This window comes from Candidatus Accumulibacter cognatus (assembly GCF_000584975.1).
Lineage (GTDB): Bacteria > Pseudomonadota > Gammaproteobacteria > Burkholderiales > Rhodocyclaceae > Accumulibacter > Accumulibacter cognatus.
On sequence record NZ_JDST02000043.1, the window covers coordinates 1 to 19,656 of the forward strand.

The 19,656-nt window shown below is 57.4% G+C and carries 19 protein-coding genes; 15 read left to right on the forward strand and 4 right to left on the reverse strand.

All coding sequences use genetic code 11. The annotated features are described in order from the left end of the window. Positions 1–1,080 (reverse strand): IS630 family transposase (locus AW06_RS08695; protein ID WP_273704532.1); only part of this gene is annotated, 1,080 nt, incomplete at its 3' end. An 888-nt stretch (positions 1,081–1,968) separates the two neighbouring features. Between AW06_RS08695 and AW06_RS08705 the strand changes: the two genes are divergently transcribed. From AW06_RS08705 to truA, 14 genes are all read left to right on the forward strand, one after another. Beyond that, positions 1,969–2,685 (forward strand): PEP-CTERM sorting domain-containing protein, encoded by a 717-nt coding sequence (locus tag AW06_RS08705; protein ID WP_273704533.1) that lies wholly within the window; start codon positions 1,969–1,971, stop codon positions 2,683–2,685. 236 nt (positions 2,686–2,921) lie between these two features. Then, complete coding sequence (gene leuC, locus AW06_RS08710) at positions 2,922–4,337, forward strand: 3-isopropylmalate dehydratase large subunit (protein WP_034948809.1); 1,416 nt, start codon at positions 2,922–2,924, stop codon at positions 4,335–4,337. A 5-nt stretch (positions 4,338–4,342) separates the two neighbouring features. Further along, positions 4,343–4,471, forward strand: coding sequence for an entericidin A/B family lipoprotein (locus tag AW06_RS20240; protein ID WP_138678706.1), 129 nt, complete (start codon positions 4,343–4,345; stop codon positions 4,469–4,471). 21 nt (positions 4,472–4,492) lie between these two features. Beyond that, positions 4,493–5,131: a 3-isopropylmalate dehydratase small subunit gene (leuD, locus tag AW06_RS08715; RefSeq protein WP_034948812.1), complete on the forward strand. Its 639-nt coding sequence runs from the start codon at positions 4,493–4,495 to the stop codon at positions 5,129–5,131. 10 nt (positions 5,132–5,141) lie between these two features. After that, entirely contained in the window at positions 5,142–6,206 is a 1,065-nt protein-coding gene (gene leuB / locus AW06_RS08720) for a 3-isopropylmalate dehydrogenase (RefSeq protein WP_034948814.1), read from the forward strand. 29 nt (positions 6,207–6,235) lie between these two features. Then, complete coding sequence (gene asd, locus AW06_RS08725) at positions 6,236–7,366, forward strand: aspartate-semialdehyde dehydrogenase (RefSeq protein ID WP_034948816.1); 1,131 nt, start codon at positions 6,236–6,238, stop codon at positions 7,364–7,366. Between the two features lie 141 nt (positions 7,367–7,507). Next, entirely contained in the window at positions 7,508–10,513 is a 3,006-nt protein-coding gene (locus AW06_RS08730) for a FimV/HubP family polar landmark protein (RefSeq protein WP_273704534.1), read from the forward strand. 91 nt (positions 10,514–10,604) lie between these two features. Next, positions 10,605–11,327 carry a hypothetical protein gene (locus AW06_RS08735; protein WP_034948819.1) on the forward strand — a complete coding sequence of 241 codons (723 nt, stop codon included), beginning with the start codon at positions 10,605–10,607 and terminating at the stop codon, positions 11,325–11,327. A 6-nt stretch (positions 11,328–11,333) separates the two neighbouring features. Further along, positions 11,334–12,401 (forward strand): carbohydrate kinase family protein, encoded by a 1,068-nt coding sequence (locus AW06_RS08740; protein WP_273704535.1) that lies wholly within the window; start codon positions 11,334–11,336, stop codon positions 12,399–12,401. Then, positions 12,370–12,930 (forward strand): hypothetical protein, encoded by a 561-nt coding sequence (locus tag AW06_RS20245; RefSeq protein WP_273704536.1) that lies wholly within the window; start codon positions 12,370–12,372, stop codon positions 12,928–12,930. The genes AW06_RS08740 and AW06_RS20245 overlap by 32 nt, the downstream gene beginning before the upstream one ends. Then, positions 12,923–13,714: a class I SAM-dependent methyltransferase gene (locus AW06_RS20250; RefSeq protein ID WP_273704537.1), complete on the forward strand. Its 792-nt coding sequence runs from the start codon at positions 12,923–12,925 to the stop codon at positions 13,712–13,714. The genes AW06_RS20245 and AW06_RS20250 overlap by 8 nt, the downstream gene beginning before the upstream one ends. Before the next feature lie 8 nt (positions 13,715–13,722). Next, positions 13,723–14,589 (forward strand): endonuclease/exonuclease/phosphatase family protein, encoded by an 867-nt coding sequence (locus tag AW06_RS08755; RefSeq protein ID WP_273704538.1) that lies wholly within the window; start codon positions 13,723–13,725, stop codon positions 14,587–14,589. Positions 14,590–15,123: 534 nt separating this feature from the next. Further along, complete coding sequence (locus tag AW06_RS08760) at positions 15,124–15,720, forward strand: hypothetical protein (RefSeq protein WP_034948829.1); 597 nt, start codon at positions 15,124–15,126, stop codon at positions 15,718–15,720. Between the two features lie 3 nt (positions 15,721–15,723). Continuing rightward, complete coding sequence (gene truA / locus AW06_RS08765; RefSeq protein WP_034948831.1) at positions 15,724–16,518, forward strand: tRNA pseudouridine(38-40) synthase TruA; 795 nt, start codon at positions 15,724–15,726, stop codon at positions 16,516–16,518. A 792-nt stretch (positions 16,519–17,310) separates the two neighbouring features. Here the strand turns inward: truA and AW06_RS08775 are convergent. The 3 genes from AW06_RS08775 to AW06_RS08790 form a co-directional block, all read right to left on the reverse strand. Further along, entirely contained in the window at positions 17,311–18,258 is a 948-nt protein-coding gene (locus AW06_RS08775) for a DUF5655 domain-containing protein (protein ID WP_034948833.1), read from the reverse strand. A gap of 335 nt (positions 18,259–18,593) precedes the next feature. Further along, on the reverse strand, positions 18,594–18,986 hold the full coding sequence (locus AW06_RS08785) for a type II toxin-antitoxin system RelE/ParE family toxin (RefSeq protein WP_034948840.1): 393 nt from the start codon (positions 18,984–18,986) through the stop codon (positions 18,594–18,596). A gap of 17 nt (positions 18,987–19,003) precedes the next feature. Further along, the gene (locus tag AW06_RS08790) at positions 19,004–19,294 is read right to left on the reverse strand and encodes a type II toxin-antitoxin system Phd/YefM family antitoxin (RefSeq protein ID WP_034948835.1); all 291 of its coding nucleotides are present in this window, start codon (positions 19,292–19,294) and stop codon (positions 19,004–19,006) included. A 138-nt stretch (positions 19,295–19,432) separates the two neighbouring features. On the opposite strand from AW06_RS08790, the gene AW06_RS08795 reads away from it, so the two are divergent. After that, positions 19,433–19,639, forward strand: a complete 207-nt coding sequence (locus tag AW06_RS08795; RefSeq protein ID WP_273704539.1) for a hypothetical protein — start codon at positions 19,433–19,435, stop codon at positions 19,637–19,639. Positions 19,640–19,656: the final 17 nt, after the last annotated feature.

Here is a 19,656-nt window from a genome sequence, read left to right on the forward strand (position 1 = left end):
CTTCTCAACGCGGTTCAGTTCCGGGCTGTCAGGTGGCAGAAAGTGAAGCGTGAGTCCCTTCTGCTTCAGGAAAGCCAGCACGGGCTGGATTTCCTTCGCTTTGTGGATGGAAGCATTGTCGAGAATCACCGTCAGTGGTCTGCCGACGCTTTCCAGAAGGAGGCCCAGGAAACCTCCAAGGAGCGCCGCGGTCGTGGTCTCCCAGAACTTGGCCGTGAACAACTCCCCCCTCGAGATCAACGCGGCCAGCACATTCAGGCGCTTTCCGCGCTCGGCCGGCATGAGATGAACCTTTCCTTTTTCTGTCCAGGCGCTCCGGTTGGGCTGCGCCTGCGCAAAGCCCGCTTCATCCAGGTAGGCCAGCGCCCTTTCACCAAGCTTGGATTTTTCAACCCATTCCTCGATTTCCGCCTGAACCTCCCGAAATGTGGCTTCGTCTCGTATTTTTAGGCTGTGCCGGCTCCTTTTCCAAACGTAACCCTTCTCTTTCAAGGCGCTCTGCACCAGCCACACCGACACCTGTACACCCTGTTCCTCTGACAGGCGGCTTCTCAACTGAGGGGCCGTATAGGCTTCGCCCTGTACCCAGGCGCAGAGCACCTGCTTGTGAGCTTCCGACAGTTTGCGCGGGGCGCCACTGCGCGGCAGGTCGCGCAGTCCGGCGAAGCCTCGAACCAGCCACGCGTCCCTGTGGCAGGCCACGGTTTCCTGGTGGATCTTTTGCTGGGTCACGACAGCGTCGATCGACAGTCCCTGATCGAGGAGAAGTACGGTCTGTGCTCGCCGACGTTCGCGCCAGTCGCTGCTGCGCTCCTCTATCTGCGTGAGTTGGCCGCGTTCCTCGTCGGTGAGCGTCAGCGTCTTGGCTTTGCGGGACAGGGCGAGGCTTCCGGGAGGTTGGGTGCCTGGAGGTTGGGTGGCAAGTATACCCGCATAAGTCGGATGAATTATCCGGAAGCGCTTACTACTTATGGGGTGGATGGGTGCTGTAGTACGGGTGGTTGGTTCATCGATGTCCTGAACCTGGTGGGTGGGGGCGGCCTGCAACGCACCCTCAACACGGGCTTGAGTGATCTGCATACCCAGGCGTTCGTGGACCTTCCCGAACCGGGGTCGCTCTCTGCAGGCGCTGGGCTTGCTCGGCATGGGTCTAAGGCAGCGCAGGAAGTCTTGATCGCTTCGGTCATCAAAAAGACCCCGCTGAAGCGGGGTCTTTTTTGGGCGCACGCACGCCGGCCTCAGGGCTTCAACGCCAGAGGGTCTTGATCAATGAGCAAGGCCAGGAAGTGGGGTTTCAGGGCATAAGGGCTCATCAACACAGGGGCGGAATAGGAAATGATCAGGATCATAGCCCAAGCAGCGCCCTGTCGTCGCCACCCCAGGGTGAAGGGGGTGCGAATAAACGTGTTCGTCGAAGTCCATTGTTCGATGGAAAAGGGTTGATATTGGTGATTGCCCCCGCGAGGGGGAGGGGCGTCTGTCGGTACCTCCCAACACATCTCGGGGCCATGATTTTGCAGGTCGCGAAGCAGGATTCCTCAGAGAGTGTCGATGAAGTCGGTCGGCAAGCTGACCGATTCCGTTCACAGCCAGATGCTCGATGTGCCGCTGTGCCAGGCGCTGGCGCTATCTGCCGGGAAGGCGAGGACCGCCGGATGAACCGAACGCGGTCTGGCAAGCCAGGTTATCGGAGTGTCGGATTTTTTTACACCTTGAGACCGCAGAACCTGGCCGGTCTTCACCGGGAGTTGCTCAATCTACTTAATTAATTGGACTATATTTTGTTTTCAGAGATATGGTCCAGAAATTGCTTGCTCGCTGGCATCGGGGGAACCGATTTTTTGATCCGGTGATAAGGAGACAATGATGATGCAAAAGACGACAAAGACTTGCGTACTTCTCGCTGGACTGGCCATTGCCTGGGCCAGCGCTCCAGCGAATTCTGCAATCCTCTACGGAACCACCGGCGTGGGCAGTGCGATCAGCACGCTGGTGAAAATTGATCCTGTCACGGGCGCGGTGACCACCATCGGCTCGGTCGGCTTCAGCGTCAACGGCCTGACTTGGGATGCAAGCACCAACACCCTGTACGGATCGGCCAGGAATGACGTCGGCTTGCTCAAAATCGATACGGCGACCGGAGCAGGTTCGCTCGTGGCCGGGAGTTTCGACAGCCCGGCGAGTGGCTGTTCTAGCCGCAATGTGCTGTTGGCTGCCAGTTCAGGCGGATCTTTGTTCGGTTGGTGCGATCCGTCCTCGGATGACCTGATGTCCATCGACAAGGTGACCGGCAAGGCGACCGTGGTGGGCGAATCCGGGGTGGGTACAGGTCTCCATGGCTTGGCTTTCGACAATAGCGACACCCTTTACATGCACAACTTCGACGGTTCGTATTACACGATGAATACGGCGACGGGTTTGGCAACTTTCCAGGGGTCAACTGGTTTGACTGCTCACCACGGTGATTTCAACCCCGATGACAACTTCTACTATGGGGTGGCAGGGTCCGGGGTCATCGATGTCCTGGACCTGGTGGGAGGCGGCGGCCTGCAAGGAACCCTCAGCACCGGCTTGGGTGATCTGCATACCCTGGCGTTCGTGGACCTTCCCGAACCGGGGTCGCTCTCTCTCCTGGCGCTGGGCTTGCTCGGAATGGGGCTGTGGCAGCGCAGGAAAAAATCTTGATCGCTTCGGTCATCGAAAAGACCCCGCTCAGGCGGGGTCTTTTTTTGGGCGAATGGACGCTGCCGGCCTCAGGGCTTCAACGCCCGAGGGTCTTGATCAGGGGCCTTGATTGATTGGATCAAAGTGGAAGAGAGGCGGCAGTCCCTGACCTGGTGGCTGACAGCGGCGACAGCGGTGTGACATAATCCCTGCACTTGCCTGCCGATGCGGGCCGAACTTCATCGGATGATCCATCAATGCCGCAGACCTTGTACGAAAAACTTTGGCAGGACCACGTCGTCCATCAGGAAGCCGACGGGACCGCGCTGATCTATATCGATCGCCATCTGGTGCACGAAGTGACCAGCCCACAGGCCTTTGAGGGCCTTCAGCTGGCTGGCCGCAAGCCCTGGCGAACTTCTTCGATCGTCGCCACTGCCGATCACAACACGCCAACCGATCACTGGGATCGGGGCATCGAGGATCCCGTCTCGCGCCTGCAGGTCGAAACGCTGGACGCCAACATTCGGGCAGTCGGTGCGCTCGCCTATTTCCCGTTCAAGGATCCGCGCCAGGGAATCGTTCATGTCATCGGCCCGGAAAGTGGTGCGACCTTGCCGGGCATGACGGTCGTTTGCGGCGACTCGCACACCAGCACGCATGGCGCATTCGCGTGCATGGCGCACGGCATTGGCACCTCCGAGGTCGAACATGTGTTGGCCACACAGTGCCTGCTCCAGAAGCCGTCGAAAACCATGCTCGTGCAGGTGGACGGGAGGCTCGCCAAGGGGGTGACAGCGAAAGACGTGGCGCTGGCAATCATTGGTCAGATCGGTACTGCTGGTGGTACCGGTTATGCCATCGAGTTTGCCGGGAGCACGATCCGCAGCTTGTCGATGGAAGGCCGGATGACGCTTTGCAACATGGCCATCGAAGCCGGCGCACGCCTGGGTCTGGTGGCGGTCGACGAGGTCACCATCCATTATCTGCGTGGGCGTCCCTTTGCGCCAAAGGGAGCGCAGTGGGAACAGGCCGTCGCCATTTGGCGCGGCCTGCACAGCGATGCCGACGCTCGCTTTGATCGAGTTATCGAGATTGCGGCCACGGGTATTCGGCCGCAGGTGACCTGGGGGACTTCGCCGGAAATGGTGGTGCCGGTTGATGACTGCGTGCCGGATCCGGCCAATGAAGCAGATCCCGTCAGGCGTGAAGGCATGGAACGGGCGTTGCGCTACATGGGCTTGCGCCCCAGGCAGCCAATCAGGGAGATCAGACTCGACAAAATCTTCATCGGTTCGTGTACCAATTCTCGTATCGAGGACTTGCGGGCTGCCGCTGCGGTGGTTCAGGGCCGAACCATTGCCAGCAACATCCGGCTGGCTCTGGTGGTTCCGGGTTCGGGACTGGTCAAACAGCAGGCGGAGCAAGAAGGTTTGGACGAGATTTTTCTCGCTGCCGGTTTCGAGTGGCGAGAGCCCGGCTGTTCGATGTGTCTGGCGATGAATGCCGACCGCCTCGAGGCGGGTGAACGTTGTGCATCGACCTCGAACCGAAACTTCGAAGGGCGCCAGGGAGCGGGCGGGCGAACCCATCTGGTGAGTCCGGAAATGGCCGCTGCCGCGGCCATCGCCGGACATTTCTGTGATGTTGGCGATCTACTGGGTGGCGAGTAGACGATATGAACAGTCTGACCTGGAGGCTGCTGGTGATCGTTTCACTGAACTCGCTGTTGGCCTGCAACACGATACAAGGGCTGGGCAGAGATATTGAAAAAGGCGGCCAGGCCATCGAACGGGCTGCCAGGTAGGGCGCTCTGACAAGGAGGAGCATGAACAAGTTCGTTTGCCTCGAAGGATTGGTGGCGCCCCTCGATCGGGCCAATGTCGACACCGACGCCATTATTCCCAAGCAGTTTTTGAAGTCGATCAAACGTTCGGGTTTTGGCCCGAATCTGTTCGACGAATGGCGTTATCTCGATGTCGGCGAGCCTGGCAAGGAAGACTCGGTGCGGTTGCCCAACCCGGATTTCGTTCTCAATCAGCCCCGCTATCAGGGGGCGCAAATCCTGCTGACGCGCCAGAACTTCGGTTGCGGCAGTTCGCGAGAACATGCGCCCTGGGCGTTGCTCGACTTCGGCTTTCGCGCGCTGATTGGCGAGAGCTTTGCCGACATCTTTTACAACAACTGCTTCAAGAACGGTATTCTGCCGATCGTGTTGCCGGCCGCCGAAATCGATGCCCTGTTTGTGCTGGTCGAGGCCAATCCGGGCTGTCGGCTGCGGGTTGATCTCGAGCAGCAACAGGTGCGTCGTCCGGATGGCAAGCTGCTGCCGTTTGCCGTGGACTCTTTCCGGCGTGAATGCCTGCTTAACGGCTGGGATGATATCGGGCTGACTTTGCGCCATGCCGATCTGATCAGGGCTTTTGAAGATCAACGACGTATCGAGCAGCCCTGGTTGTTCGCCTGAGGAATCGGAAATGAAGATTTGTGTTCTTCCCGGAGACGGGATCGGCCCGGAAATCATCGCCGAAGCGGTGCGTGTTCTGCAGGCGCTCGAACTTGGTTGCGAGATGGAGGAAGGACTGCTCGGCGGATGCGCTGTTGATACGACCGGTGAACCCTACCCGCAGGCGACGCAAGCGCTGGCTCAGCAGGCCGACGCGGTGTTGCTCGGCGCCGTCGGTGGCCCGCAATGGGACAGCCTGCCGCGCGCGCAACGTCCGGAGCGAGGTCTGCTCGGCATTCGCCAGCAACTGGGCCTTTTTGCCAATCTGCGCCCGGCCGTCCTTTATCCGGAACTGGCCAATGCTTCGTCACTCAAACCCGAGGTGGTGGCCGGCCTGGACATCCTGATCGTTCGTGAGTTGACGGGCGACATTTATTTCGGGCAACCGCGCGGCATCGATAGGCGTGTACTGGATGGTCGGCAGGAACGTTTCGCATTCAACACCATGCATTACAGCGAAAGCGAGATTCGCCGCATCGTACGAATTGCTTTCGAGGCAGCACGCAAGCGCAACCGGAAGCTGTGCTCGGTCGACAAGATGAACGTGCTCGAGACCACCCAGCTTTGGCGTGACGTGGCCAGTGAAACAGCGGCCGAGTATCCTGATGTCGAACTCAGCCACATGCTGGTCGACAATGCGGCGATGCAACTGGTGCGTAAACCTTTACAGTTCGACGTGCTGGTTACGGGTAACCTGTTCGGCGATATCCTGTCCGATGAAGCAGCGATGCTCACCGGTTCGATCGGCATGCTGCCGTCGGCTTCACTGGATGCGAACAACAAGGGCTTGTACGAGCCTTGTCACGGTTCGGCTCCGGATATCGCCGGTCGCGGTCTGGCCAATCCCCTGGCGACGATTCTCTCGGCAGCCATGATGTTGCGTTACACCTTTGCGCAGGAGTCAGCGGCCTTGCGTATTGAAAATGCGGTCAGGAAAGTGCTTGCGCAGGGTTACCGGACGGCTGACATACACGAGCCAGGGATGCAGAAGGTCGGTACACGCGCCATGGGCGATGCCGTGCTGGCGGCGCTTTGAATGGATGAGTTGATTGGAGGAACGCACGAATGAGGAAGCTTGGCCTGGTGGGATGGCGCGGCATGGTGGGATCGGTCCTGATGCAGCGGATGCTTGAAGAGGGTGATTTCGAACAGGTCGATCCGCTCTATTTCTCGACTTCATCAGTCGGAAGCAAGGCACCCGTGCTGGCCGGCAAGGATGCCGGAATCTTGCAGGACGCGATGTCAATCGAGGCTCTGAGCCGGATGGACCTGATCATCACCTGTCAGGGGGGCGACTACACCAAGGAAATTTTCCCTCGGCTGCGTGCCACCGGCTGGCAGGGTCACTGGATCGATGCGGCGTCCACCCTGCGCATGCACGACGACGCGGTGATCATTCTCGACCCGGTGAACCTCGACGTGATCAAGAACGCACTGGCCAGGGGCGGTCGTAACTGGATCGGCGGCAACTGCACGGTTTCGCTGATGCTGATGGGCATTGGTGGCCTGTTACGGCAGGATCTCGTGGAATGGGTCAGCGCCATGACCTATCAGGCAGCGTCCGGGGCCGGGGCACAGAACATGCGCGAACTGCTGGAACAGATGGGTGCGCTGCATGACGCAGTACGGGCAGAACTGGCCGATCCGGCTTCGGCGATTCTCGAGATTGATCGCAAGGTTGCACAGAGCATGCGCTCGCCGGATTTCCCGACCCGGAACTTCCGCAATACTGCTCTGGCCGGCAGCCTGATACCGTGGATCGATGTGCCGGTCGAGGGCGGTCAGTCGAAGGAGGAGTGGAAGGGGGGGGCCGAATGCAACAAGATCCTCGGTCGTCCGGCCTTTCGCACTCCGGGCAGCATTCCGGTCGATGGTCTGTGCGTGCGTATCGGCGCGATGCGTTGTCATGCGCAGGGTTTGACCATCAAGCTCAAGCGCGATGTGCCGTTGACTGAGCTGAGCGAGATCATTGCACAGGCCAATCCATGGGTGAAAGTGGTTCCCAATGAACGCGAGATTACCGAGCGGGAGCTGACGCCGGCCGCGGTCACCGGAACCCTGACCATCCCGGTGGGGCGTTTGCACAAGCTGGCAATGGGGCCGGAATATCTTGGCGCTTTCACGGTGGGGGACCAGTTGCTCTGGGGTGCGGCCGAGCCGCTTCGCCGAATGCTCCGTATTTTGATCGATGACTGATTGCATGACCGGGTACTGGAACCCGGTTTTTCGCTTTGTCGAGGCTTTTGAAACAGAAGAATGTTTAGCTTGCATGGCTAAGTTCATGATGTTATTTTAATTGTCGATGTGGACGCTCAGGGATGCGCCGTGGCCAAGAAAATGAATGACACAACCGCTAATTTCCGACTAAAAGCCTCGGCATGGGCAGTCGCATCGTCCCTGGCGCTGGCGGCTTTTCCATTGGCCAGTGAAGCTGCCGGGCTTGGCAAGATCACCGTATTCTCCGCTCTCGGCCAGCCGTTACGTGCCGAGATGGAGGTCTTCGCAACCCGCGAGGAACTCTCGGGAATGAAGGCACAACTCGCTTCTCAGGAGGCCTTCAAACAAGCGGGCGTGGAGTATGCTCCGGCTTTGTCCGGAGTGACTCTGAGCCTCGACAAGCGCCCGAACGGCCAGCCGATCATCAGATTGACGTCAACCCGGCCGATCAACGAACCCTTCGTTGATTTGCTGCTTGAACTCAACTGGCCAACCGGTCGCCTGATTCGCGAGTACACCTTTCTGCTCGATCCGCCCGAGTTCGCTGCCAAGGCTGCTGCTGTGGCACCGGCAATCGTCAGGCCGCTTGCGGAGGCCAGGCCGCCGGTGGAAACACGGGCGCTGGAGGAGCGGTCGAGGAGCGCGCCCTCCAGGTTGCGGACCGGCGAGCCGGCGCAGCTGCCTGCGGACGGCACCACCTACGAAGTCAAGCGCGGGGAAACGCTGAGCAGGATCGCGAGTGATCTCCGGCCTGAGGGCGTTTCTCTGGACCAGATGCTGCTCGGGCTCTTCCAAGCCAATCAGAATGCGTTCGACGGTGGCGACATCAACCGTCTGAAGGCGGGCAAGATTCTTTCGATACCGGACAAAGCAACTCTGGAAGCCATTCCGAGGGGCGAGGCCAAGACCATTATTGCACAATCGTCGAACTGGGAGGCTTATCGTCGGAGACTTGCCACTGTTGCCGCGGATGCCCCTGGCAGGGAAGAAGGAGCCAGGCAAGCAGCCGGCAGAATCACCACCAGGGTTGAGGACCGTGCGGGACTTGCTGCCGAACCCAAGGATCAACTGAAAGTATCCAAAACCGATCTTCCCGGTACCAAACCCTTGTCTGCCTCCAAGCGTACAGACGAGGATCTGATTGCCAAGGAAAAGGCGCTCAAGGATGCCAACGAACGCTTGGCAAGCCTGGAAAGGAATGTTGCGGAATTGCAGCGGCTGGTGGAGCTGAAGAGCCAGAACCTGGCGGATCTGGAGCGACAGTCTGCCGCCAAGGCCGTGCCAGCAGCCGAAGTGAAGAAGGCGGAAACCGCCACCCCGTCCGCGCCACTGCCGACTCCGGTGGCTGCGCCTCCAGCTCCAGCAGCCAGAGTGGAACCAGCGCCGGCAGCCACTCCTGCGCTTCCCGCGAAGCCCATGGAATCGCCGGTAGAGGTGAAACCAGCGGAAACCGTGGCCAAGCCCGAGGTCGTCACGCCCATGCCGGAAGCCGCCAAGGCAGAAGTGCCTCCGGTCGCGGCACCGCCCAAGCCGGTCGAGGTACCGAAAGCCAGGCCCGTTCCGCCGCCACCAGAGGAGCCCGGTTTTATTGAATGGTTGCTCAACAGTACAGCCTTCCTGGCAGCAGGGGGTGCCCTCATCGCGCTGCTCGCCGCTTACTGGCTCGCTAAACGTCGTCGCGCCGGTGACGGCGGGATGCCGCCTGATGACAGCAGTACCCTGGCGCCCGTGCAAAACAGCGTCGTACCAAAGTCGGTATTCCACACTACCGGCGGACAGACTGTTGATACTACCCATTCGGCACCGCAAACTGATTTCAGCCAGGCCGGTCCGGGCAGCATTGATACCGATGAAGTTGATCCGGTTGCTGAAGCTGATGTTTACATGGCGTACGGCCGTGACGCCCAAGCCGAGGAGATTCTTCTCGAGGCAAAACAGAAGGATCCCAGACGCTACGCCATCCATCTGAAGCTGCTTGAGATCTATGCGGGCCGCAAGGATCCCGGACCCTTTGGTGTGCTCGCCACTGAACTGTTCAACGCCACCGGCGGGGTCGGTGCGGATTGGGAGAAAGCAGTGGCGATGGGTCTCCAGCTTGATCCCGGGAATCCGCTCTATGGCGCGCCCGGACAGACTGAAGTTCGTCCTGCCGATCCTGCAACTGCCGTCTTCGTTGCCCAGGAAACCTTCCAGAACACACTGACCAAGCCGGAGCTGAGCCAGGCGATGGCTGCTGCCGCGGGCGTAATCGCAGGGCGGGAGGAAGCGGCCTTGGCAGATGAGGCGCAGGAGGTAAGGCCAGAGCCGGTCGCTCTCGCGGATCTGGATTTCGACCTCGGACACAACGAACCCCGTGTAGCGACGCCCGACGTCGCTGACGATGCCTACCTTGAAGCCACGCTCGCCTACCCGAATCCTGCCAAAGGAGACACACTCGATTTTGATCTGGCTGCTTCCCTGCCGAATGCTCAGCTGCCTCCGGAGGAAGACATGCACGAGGTGCAACTGGTGGATGACGCCAGTTCGCTGGAGGTCACCATGCTGGTGGCTTCAGAATCGCAGCCGGGTGCCGGCCTTGATTTCGAGTTTGATCTGGGAGCCGATCTGTCTGAGGAAGCGACCGCAGATGAACGGACGCTGGCGCAAGCCCAGCCGGAACAGATCCTCGACATCGGATCAGCGGGTACCGAAGCGCTGGAGTTCGACATCGCGCTGACGGATTCTACCGTCCTCGGTGACGCCATGCAGCGTGCGGCATTTGACATGTCGGCGATCAACCTTGATCTGGCCAGCGACGATGCAGCCAGGGAGGCTCCCACGACGGTCGGCAGCGGTGCAAGCGATTCCTCCTTTGAGGAGGAGGAGGATACCCTGGTCAATCCTGGTTTTTCGATGGAAGTGACCGATACCGGGGTAGACTCGCCATTTGGTTCGCTGGTCGATATGACGATGGCTCCCGACATCACCTCCAGCGAAGAGGTGGCTACCAAGATCGACCTTGCCAAAGCCTATCAGGAAATGGGCGACCTGGAAGGGGCGCGTGAACTCTTGCAGGAAGTCGTCAATGAGGGCGATGCGGCACAGCGGGAAGTGGCGCTGAGTCTCCTTGGCGGGATACGCGAGTAAGCGGACATCAAAAAAATTCTCCGTGCTTCCGTGCCTGGTTTGCCGAGGCCCGGAGCCTTCTGAAGTTCGGAGAACTTACTGAGAACGATTAATGGATACGCAGAAATACGCGCAGGGTTTCATCGAGCGCCAACGAGGAGCCTACGAACAGGTGAATGGGTCACTGATCGACATAGCGGAAAGCGCAAAACGCGATTTCGTACAACAGTTGGAAAAGAAGTACTCCAACCCTCCACTGGGAATCTGGCTAGATAATTCAATCACGATACAGGGGCGGCCGGGTGGCATTAAGAGTTCCACATCGCTTGCACGCAAGCTCGAGGAGAAATTTAGCGACGCGAACGAAGTTTTCTGGAATTATGTGAGAAGCGACGACATATCGCAGGCGGATAGCATTGTCACGCAAACTGTCCGCGACATTGTTGGCCTGGAAGTGAGATTGCCGTGCGGCCGGTTCGTTGAGGATTTTGCGAAATTAATTTCTGAGGCCGCACGGACAAGAACATCGCTAGCACCCGAAACGCCTGACGCAACAGGCGCCAAATCCTCAGGCTACCGAGGGCAAAATATCAAGATCCGCGTTGGCGTACTAAGTGGCGAGATCCAAGTCAAGACTCATCTCACTAAGGCTTGGGACTACTATTCGCACGACTTGTTTTACAAGAAAGAGATAATTGATGAGATCACACACCAGCGGTTAGGGGGGCGACTTAGCACATTGTCAACCTTACTTTCCGTGTGTGAAGAGTTAAGCGATGAGGTGATTGCCGAGCTGCTCGATCGCTTCGGTAATAAAAGCTCTCTGTTGGGTTAGTCAAAAATGGAAACCCCAAAGGTCGTTACGTTTGGTCGCACACTAATGGATATTGTTATTAAGCCGTTAGTGGAGCTGCCCCCAAAGCATCGTGCCGAGGAGATTAGCTTCGCAAAGAACGTTCCTGGTGGCTCTGCCGTCAACACAGCCATTGCATTGCACCAGCTTCACTGCCCGGCCGTCGTTGTGTCGGCAATCGGAAAGGATGTCCTGGGGTCTGCCCTGAGAGATGAAATCGAGGGACTTGGGGTACGGACTCATTTCGTAGTCTCGGAAGGGAAACAAACATCATTTTGTCTCGTCGCGCTAGATCCCGATGGTGGGGCGCGATACCTGTACACTGTCGGAGCCGATTGCCTTTTGGACAGCACGATTTTTTGCCAAGAGAAGGTTGTCAAGTTTCTCAAGGCGCCGTCCACAAAGCATGTGCATTTCGGAGGAGTAAACCTGCTACACGGACTCGAGCCACAGGCTTTTGCGGATTCCGTCAAAAAAATGAAATCGACGTATCCGCACCTTACGATCTCAATGGACTTGTCCAAAGTCCTAGTATACGGCACTGCTAATCAGGCTGCTGTTGGCAAAGCGGATGTTGTGTTTGGCACACAAGATGAGGCTGCAGCTCTGATTGGCGAGGGGAAGTTAAGCCTTCAAAGGCTCGGCGCCTCTATCCTTGATTTGGGGGCCCGTGTTTTTTTCCTAAAGCTAGGCAACATGGGTTCAGCAGTGTTTTCTCACAATCGCCCAGAAGCACAGATAATCCAGACACGTAATGTAAGTGCTACGGCTAACAATTTGAACGGCCCCGGCGATGTTTACGCCGCCAGCATCATCCGCAACATTTGTCAATGCGGTGGTCGCGACGACGCAATGAACGCGCCCCCAGAACGATGGGCGGAGTGGGGTCAAGAAGCGACCAGTTATGCGTTGGACTACATCACCAGAAAACTTGTCTCGTGGGAAGCTGCTAATCCCCTTAAACCATACACCGGTGCTGAAAGATGGACCACGACTACAGTGCGATCAAAGATTTTCGACAACGATGAAGGCAACAGCAGCATACGCAAGGGATGAGGTTGATCTGGCCAAACGCAAAATCACCACTTGGAGCGACTTTTCTAGGCTCGGTGAGTCCGTGACCGTACTAACTAAGGGATCTTTTGACATCCTGCACTCCGGCCATATCTCTCTCATGACCTACTGCGATAGGTTGCGGAAGGGGGCCGGAGGAGGAGCCGTGGTGGTTGTGGTGGAATCAGATCACAGCGTGCGCGCACGGAAGGGTGACAAGCGGCCCATCCAGGACGAGTCGCACCGATCACTTCAGCTTGCACTGCTTCCGACAGTGCAGCGGGTGATAGTCGCATCCTCCGCGGACCTTGGTCTAATTCTCGAGGCGACGGCACCACGGTATTACGTGAAAGGCGGCGATACTGCGGTCGGTAATACAGTTCTTGGGGAGCCGGAAAAGCTTTTCCTTGACAAAACCAGGAATATGGAATTGGAATATCTCGGGCCAAGAACGGAAGTGGTCGTCTTCCTGGATGACGGCAGAATATCGACATCCAGCCTACTGGCGAAAATTCACGCTACCGATGGATAGTGTCACTAGAGAATTTTTCGAACGTAGCGACTTTAATAAGAGCACGCTGACAAATGGAGCGATCACGCCTCAGACTCAATACGATATTGCCAAGCGCATAGATGCAATCCTGTCGGATAAAAGGCCATTCCTGGAAACTTGCTGTGGAGGCGGTTGGCTCTCCGCGCGGCTTTGTGAACTGAACCCGAGGCGAATAGCCATCTTGATGGATGTTTCAGTTCACCAGGCTCGCCTTGCGCGCACACTTCATCCTATGTCACGAGCTGTACTGGTCGGCGACGCAACTAATATTCCATTGAGGGCTGATACAGTGGGGGCGGTGCTGTGTTCATTTGCGGTTCATCTCTTCACACGCGAACAGCTTCGAGAAGTGGCTTTACAAACTAGCCGGGTTTGTGCTGATGAATCGGCGGTGGTCATAATCACGTTCCTGAAGCCCGATATTGGGCAAAGCCTGTTTGACCAGTTTGTCGAAGGGTACGCGGACGCGGACCGTGCAAGGTATTTCGATTTCGATGAGATCTCTCAAGCGCTTGCATTTGGCGGTTGGAGTCCAGTAGTTAGCGAGCGAATTCATTTCGATGACAGTATTACTGTGCGAGATTTTTGCGAAATGCTCTATTCTCGGCCATTTTCTACTTTCCAACTGCTCCGTCAGTTGAACGGTGAGGAGTGGTTGTCGGCGCAGATTGAAAGCGCGGCCAATCGTGCACGGCTGTGTACGCACGACGGCATTCTGCGCAACGAGCGCGCACTTAGTCTTCTAGTATTTCGTAAAGGTTAACAAGTACGATGGATACAGCAAAGGCCAGAGTCCTTACATACAATGTCCTTGGATACTCGATGGATGAATGCCAATCAGATCTCGACGAACGTAAGGCCGAGATTACTTTGCATTGTGAGGATGCGGGGATTGACGTGGCCTTGCTCCAGGAAATCAAGACCGTTTATGCAAAGGGAGATCAGGTTTGGCACGAGTGCGAGCGTCCGTGGCGAATGAGCAAGATATATGGGGACAACTCATACTTTATCTACGCCGATCAGCGTGGACCAAGCAAGAACGGCGAGGGCATTGCATCGCGCTGGCAACTCCGCCAGGTCGATTTTGGACCGCTTCCAATGGGACTCTTTGGCCGGGCGTACGTTATGGCTACGATTGAGTTGCAGGGTCTGCCGTTGCGTCTCTTGACCTTTCACTTGGAACCCCCGGCGATTGGGCGGATGATTACCCAATACCGGGCAACGACGTCTTCACAGGATGCGGTGCGGCGAACGCAGTTGCAATACTTGGCCAGGCTCATTGAGTCACGCAATGACGATGTCCCGCTAGTAGTTGGCGGCGATTTTAACATCGACGGGATGACGCCAGAACTGCAGGCCTGGGCCCGGAACCTGGGGCTTCGCGCTGTTTTTGCGGATGGCGCCGGACATGGTAGTTCTCGCAAGACCTTTGCGACTCATCGTAGTCCATCGTTCGATTGTGGGCGCGAGATGCGTTTGGACCATCTCTTCGTCAGAGGCAGCCGCTCCTTTGACATGACGGTTGAGACAGAAGGGATGTTTCTTGCCTCGCCGGTAGCAGCAGAAAATAGGTACTTCTATGGATATCTCTCAGATCATGTGGGACTCTTTGCAGATTTGAAAATTACTGCTCGTTGAGTTCCGGCGACCCCATCGTAACCAATCACCTCCATAGCCGGTGTTTAACATCCCAAAAAAACCTAGCAGCCTGTCGGACTTAGGAATCCTATATATGCCATAAGAAAGCCATTGATTGTTAGCACTTATTGTGAACGATCTGGGCGGTTAGAAGTGTTCTGAGCAAGAACTTTCGGCGCAAATAGCCCCAAAATTTACGTTTGGCATATTTGGGAGCGCCGCGAGGATCGCCTGTCTATTACAAGTATATGTTTTTCCATCGGAAGTATCTTTTCGGAAAGTCCGACAGGCTGCTAGGCTCTTTATGTGTCTCGGACGGCTGAAGATTTGCGCGGGGGCAGGCCGCCATTCCGATAGAATTTTGGGTTGTTAAGTGGTCCTAGAAAAGTCTTCCGACATTCCAGCAGCGATCCGAGGAGAAATTCAACCCTGTGATTGTCGGAGAACTTATCCGAGACCGCTTAGCGGGCGTCCGGTCGTAGGTATCCTCAGGACAATCAGTTGTTCCCCTGACACGAAAGGTCGGAAGCTGCCGTGCATCCAAGCACCTGTCTGGTCGTCTGGCTCCTGGTTTTGGTGGCCATTCAAGGTCTCGATGGCTACCTGCTGATGGCTGCCCTGCTGATCTTGCCGCTCTTCGGAGGACGGGCTCTGCGACATTGCGGGCAACTCATTCGGGGTGCGCGCTGGCTGTTGCTGTCAGTGTTTGTCATCCTTGCCTGGGGCAGTGCTGGCGACCCCGCATGGACCGGCGCGATGGCACCCAGTCACGAGGGGCTGGTGGATGCCTCGACGCATGTCGGACGTTTGCTGCTGGTGTTGATGGCGGTCGCGGTGCTGCGTGAGCGGATGCCCATCGCCGATCTGCTGACTGCCACACATCGCCTGCTCGAGCCGCTTCGTCGCTGCGGACTTGATGCTGATCGTGGTCTTGTTCGGCTGTGGTTGGTTTTGCACTATCTTGAGACGATGCCGCGGCCACGCGACTGGCGCCAGCTGCTCGAACTGCCGGCAGGGGGTCACTGCGAGGCATTCGAACTCACCGACCGCCAACTCTCCAGCCGGGACTACTGGATCATGATTGTTGCCGTTGCAGGGATCCTCACGCTCGTCTGCTATTGGCAGGCGTGAGGAATGCGAATTGCTCTGGCAGTCGAGTACGACGGTGGCGGTTTTCGCGGCTGGCAGAAGCAGCCGGGTGGGGGGACTGTTCAGGATGCCCTGCAGGATGCCTTGCAGCAGTTTGCCATGATGCCGGTACAGGTGGTTTGCGCCGGGCGTACCGATGCAGGTGTGCATGCGACCGGGCAGGTGGTGCATTTCGATACCGATCTTGATCGATCAATGTATGCCTGGGTGCGCGGAGCCAACACGTTCCTGCCGGCGGCGGTGGCCGTTCGTTGGGCGCAGGCCGTCGCTGGCGATTTTCATGCGCGCTCTTCGGCGTATGCCCGACATTACCGCTACCTGCTGATCAACCGGCCACATCGGACTGGTGCCTGGCACGGCCGAGTAGGTTGGTATCATCATCCGCTCAACCTGGCGAAGATGCAGGCGGCGGCGGAGAAGTTGCTCGGCGAGCGCGATTTTTCCGCTTTCCGTGCGGCCGAATGCCAAGCCAAATCGCCGGTGAAAATCATGCACCGAGCCGATATACGACGTTTCAACGATTTGCTGGTCTTTGATTTCGAGGCTTCCGCCTTCCTTCACCACATGGTGCGTAACCTGGTCGGCAGTCTGGTTGAAGTAGGTCAGGGCAAGCATCCGCCGGAATGGATCGCCGAGTTGCTGGCGAGGGGAGATCGCCGTCTGGCTGCACCGACCTTTGCTGCTGCCGGTTTGTATCTCACCACTGTCAGGTATCTACCGCACTGGGGTTTGCCGAGCAGCGATGGGACGCTGTTTCTGCCCTGCGGCCTGAACCTTTGAGGAAGAGCAGACCATCCTGCCGATGCAAGTACGTAGAACGGTCATGGCTGGAAGAACGAAACGGGCGGTTTTGTTGACGGAAGATCAGCGAACGATGCTGACGAAACTTGCGGGATCGAGGACGGCGTCGGTACGCGAGGTGGAACGCGCCAAGGTGCTGCTGGGTTACGCCAACGGGCGTCGATCAGTGACGTGATGCGGCGTGATGGCGTCGGACGCCCGATGATCTACCAATGCATCGACAAGGCCTAGGCCTTGGTGGGGGGAGGCTGGGTTGAAGGATGCCTATCCTCGTCCTTGGAAACCAGAGATCACGGATGAAGCCAAAGCTTGGGTCGTGCATATTGCCTGTACCAAGCCGAAGGATCATGGGCTGGCGGCCGAACTGTGAACGATTTTGGCGCTCGCGGGGTTTATCTCGGAACGTGCCGAGGCGGCGGGGTATCCCCGTGTCAACAGCGATTGAAAGCTGGCTCGGTTTTTGCTTTGCGACCGACTGATTCGTGCGGGGTTGGCATCGACAACGAGGTGGCGGCTGAATCTGGAATTTCGTTTGACATGGCAGTGGCTCCGATTGGTTGATCCGCACTGTCGAAAAACTGCCGGGTCAGTAAACGCAAAAAGCCACAACTCAGGGAGTCATGGCTTTCGATATCAGCGGCTGGAAGCAGCGCGTTTTCTGGCGCGTCGCGACTACGGTGCCATGCGCCGCAGTGTGATGCTAACTGGGTACCGCGGCTGGGCCAAGCAGTGAAAAAATTTTGGCTTTACGCATCGCCGGGCCAGGTTGTTTCAGTTTTCTTGGTATGCACGTTCAATTAACGCCTTGGCCTTTTCTAAGTCAGAGAGCTTGCGCAGCCATACCTCTAGGTCACCCGTCCCCCAATGGCCGATATTGGTTACGTCACGGGAAAATCCTTGCTCCAGTTCTACTGTCGTCGGGTCTAGCTTCAACGTCATGAAGATATGCGGATCGTGCTTCGATATCAGGGACATGCAGATGAAGTTTTTTAGACGGCGAAAAGCAACGTAAAGCTTCAGCGGCTTCTCGATGATGTCGTCCCCCTGGGCGAGAACGAAACTTCGCGTCTGCTCGAAAAGTGCCAATAGTTCGGGCGACGCGGTTGCGATTTGATCCGCATGCGTCTTCATGGCCAGAGTCGAAGCAGCTGGGGCCTTGGTCAGCTTATCACTGCTAGGGACATCGCTCTCGTATACGGTCTGGATACTCGCGGCACTTATACCGTTCACCAGTTCAAGCAAGAGCAAGTCATCGCCAAAGAGCTTGTAACGAATCAGCTCGATATTACGATTGATCTGTGCCACGGCATGTTCGTCGTACCGGGTGAAATCTGCTGCAATGCATAGAAGCCGCGTACCACTCCATTCGATCTTGTCCGCCTCCTCTTTGCCGAGCTTGTCCATCACCAGCAATCGAAAGTCGGCTTTATGGTCGAGAAGCCAGTCCAGATAGAACAATCCTTGGTTGATGACGTTTTCGTTGCTGTGGCGCTTGTACTCAATGATGACCGGACAGCCGTTCTCGTCTAACCCCAATGAGTCAATTCGGCCCCGATGCTTGGCACCGGTTTTGTACTCGGAAGCGAGGAATCGGACACCGAGAAATGTGTCCATTTGAGATTCGATCAGCTTCTGGAGAGTCTTTTCAATAGGTGCTGACTTACCCGCCAGCTCAGAGGCACTGGAATTCGAGTAGCGGAAGAGTTTTATGTCGCTCATATGCAAACTACGCCTCAAAGACTCTGGAGTTCGGCATGCCAGGCAGACATGCGTGCCAATTCTTGCAACGCCGCTGCCAAGATTCGATGTACTTCGTGATGTGGCTCGGCGTTCTGGAGCAAAAATTCTTCAATGAATTTGCATCGATTCTTAGACCAACCCGCACGAGCAAGCTGAGAATTGATGATCTCCATTCGCGTTTGTGATTCATTTCTCCCCTGCTGTGCCATTGCGACCCCTGGTAACACTCTGAAGATAAGCGCGGTTTCAACGCGCTTGGACTTCAATATTCTTCGATATTTTCGCGGGCAATGATATCAACATGGAGTGAGCGATCAACCTTGATTCCAGTAGCCTTCAAAATCGAAGGACAACTGCCGCTGATGCCGGATAGCCAGCAGATAAATCGCACCGCCGATCTGCGCGTAGAGCAGCAGGTAATCCTTGAGCACGTATTCGCGCAGCGCCTCCGGATCCGTGGTCAGCGCTAACAACTTTGCGCGTAGCGTCGCCAAGGCATTGGTAGTCTCGACGGAGCGCGGCTGCCGGAGCATGAACGGCCTGCCCATATCGGGGAAGCGTTCAAGGTTGGGAATCACCATTTCCAGCAGTTCATCGAGCAGACCATCGTAGGCCTGGGGCGCTTCGGTGTCGGTCAGGAAGCGCTTGATCTCTTCTAGATTGCGCTCGAAGTTGGCAGTGAATTTGACGACGGGCTTTTTCGCCACGCGCAGCACCTGAACCGTCAGGCGCTACGCTTGCGTTTCAGGGCGGTGATGGCGCTGCGGGCATCTTTGACCTTGCCGGCAGCCACATCATCGAGGCCTTTGCCAGTCTCGTCGATCAGCAGCAAGTGGATACGCTCGCGCTCCAACTGGTGGTAGTAGTCCAGCCGTTGCGCATCGATCAGGGCGATATAGCTTTCCCCATTCTTGGTGATGATTTTCTCGGCACCGCCTTTGACCTCTTCGGCCAGCTCAGAGAAGTTGGCGCGGGCGTGCGAGAGGGGGATAACGTCGCTTGCAGCAATTCCCATGGTTGCCTCCTCGGCTGCACAGGATGTGCAGTATTTTGTACATCATACGCTTAGGCGGCCGGGGGCGAAAGTGAAACCTGCGAGGAGTGTCGGGGCGCATAGTCGGGGAAACAACGGAATGCAGACTCGCCGGGAGGGGTGGCCAAGGAATGGGGGCTGGTCGAGCAGACCCTGCGTCATGGGGGGAAGGCAGCGGCGAAGGGGGCGCCCAACGGGGTGGGCAACCGGAGGATGACGCCCGAAGAGAGGAAACTGCCGCGGCTGCAAGCCGAGGGCGGGCGACTCAAGCGGGCGCTTGAAATCGTAATGAAAGCGGCGGCGTCCTTCACGAAGGATGCCTGGTGAAGTCCGCCTGGATTGAC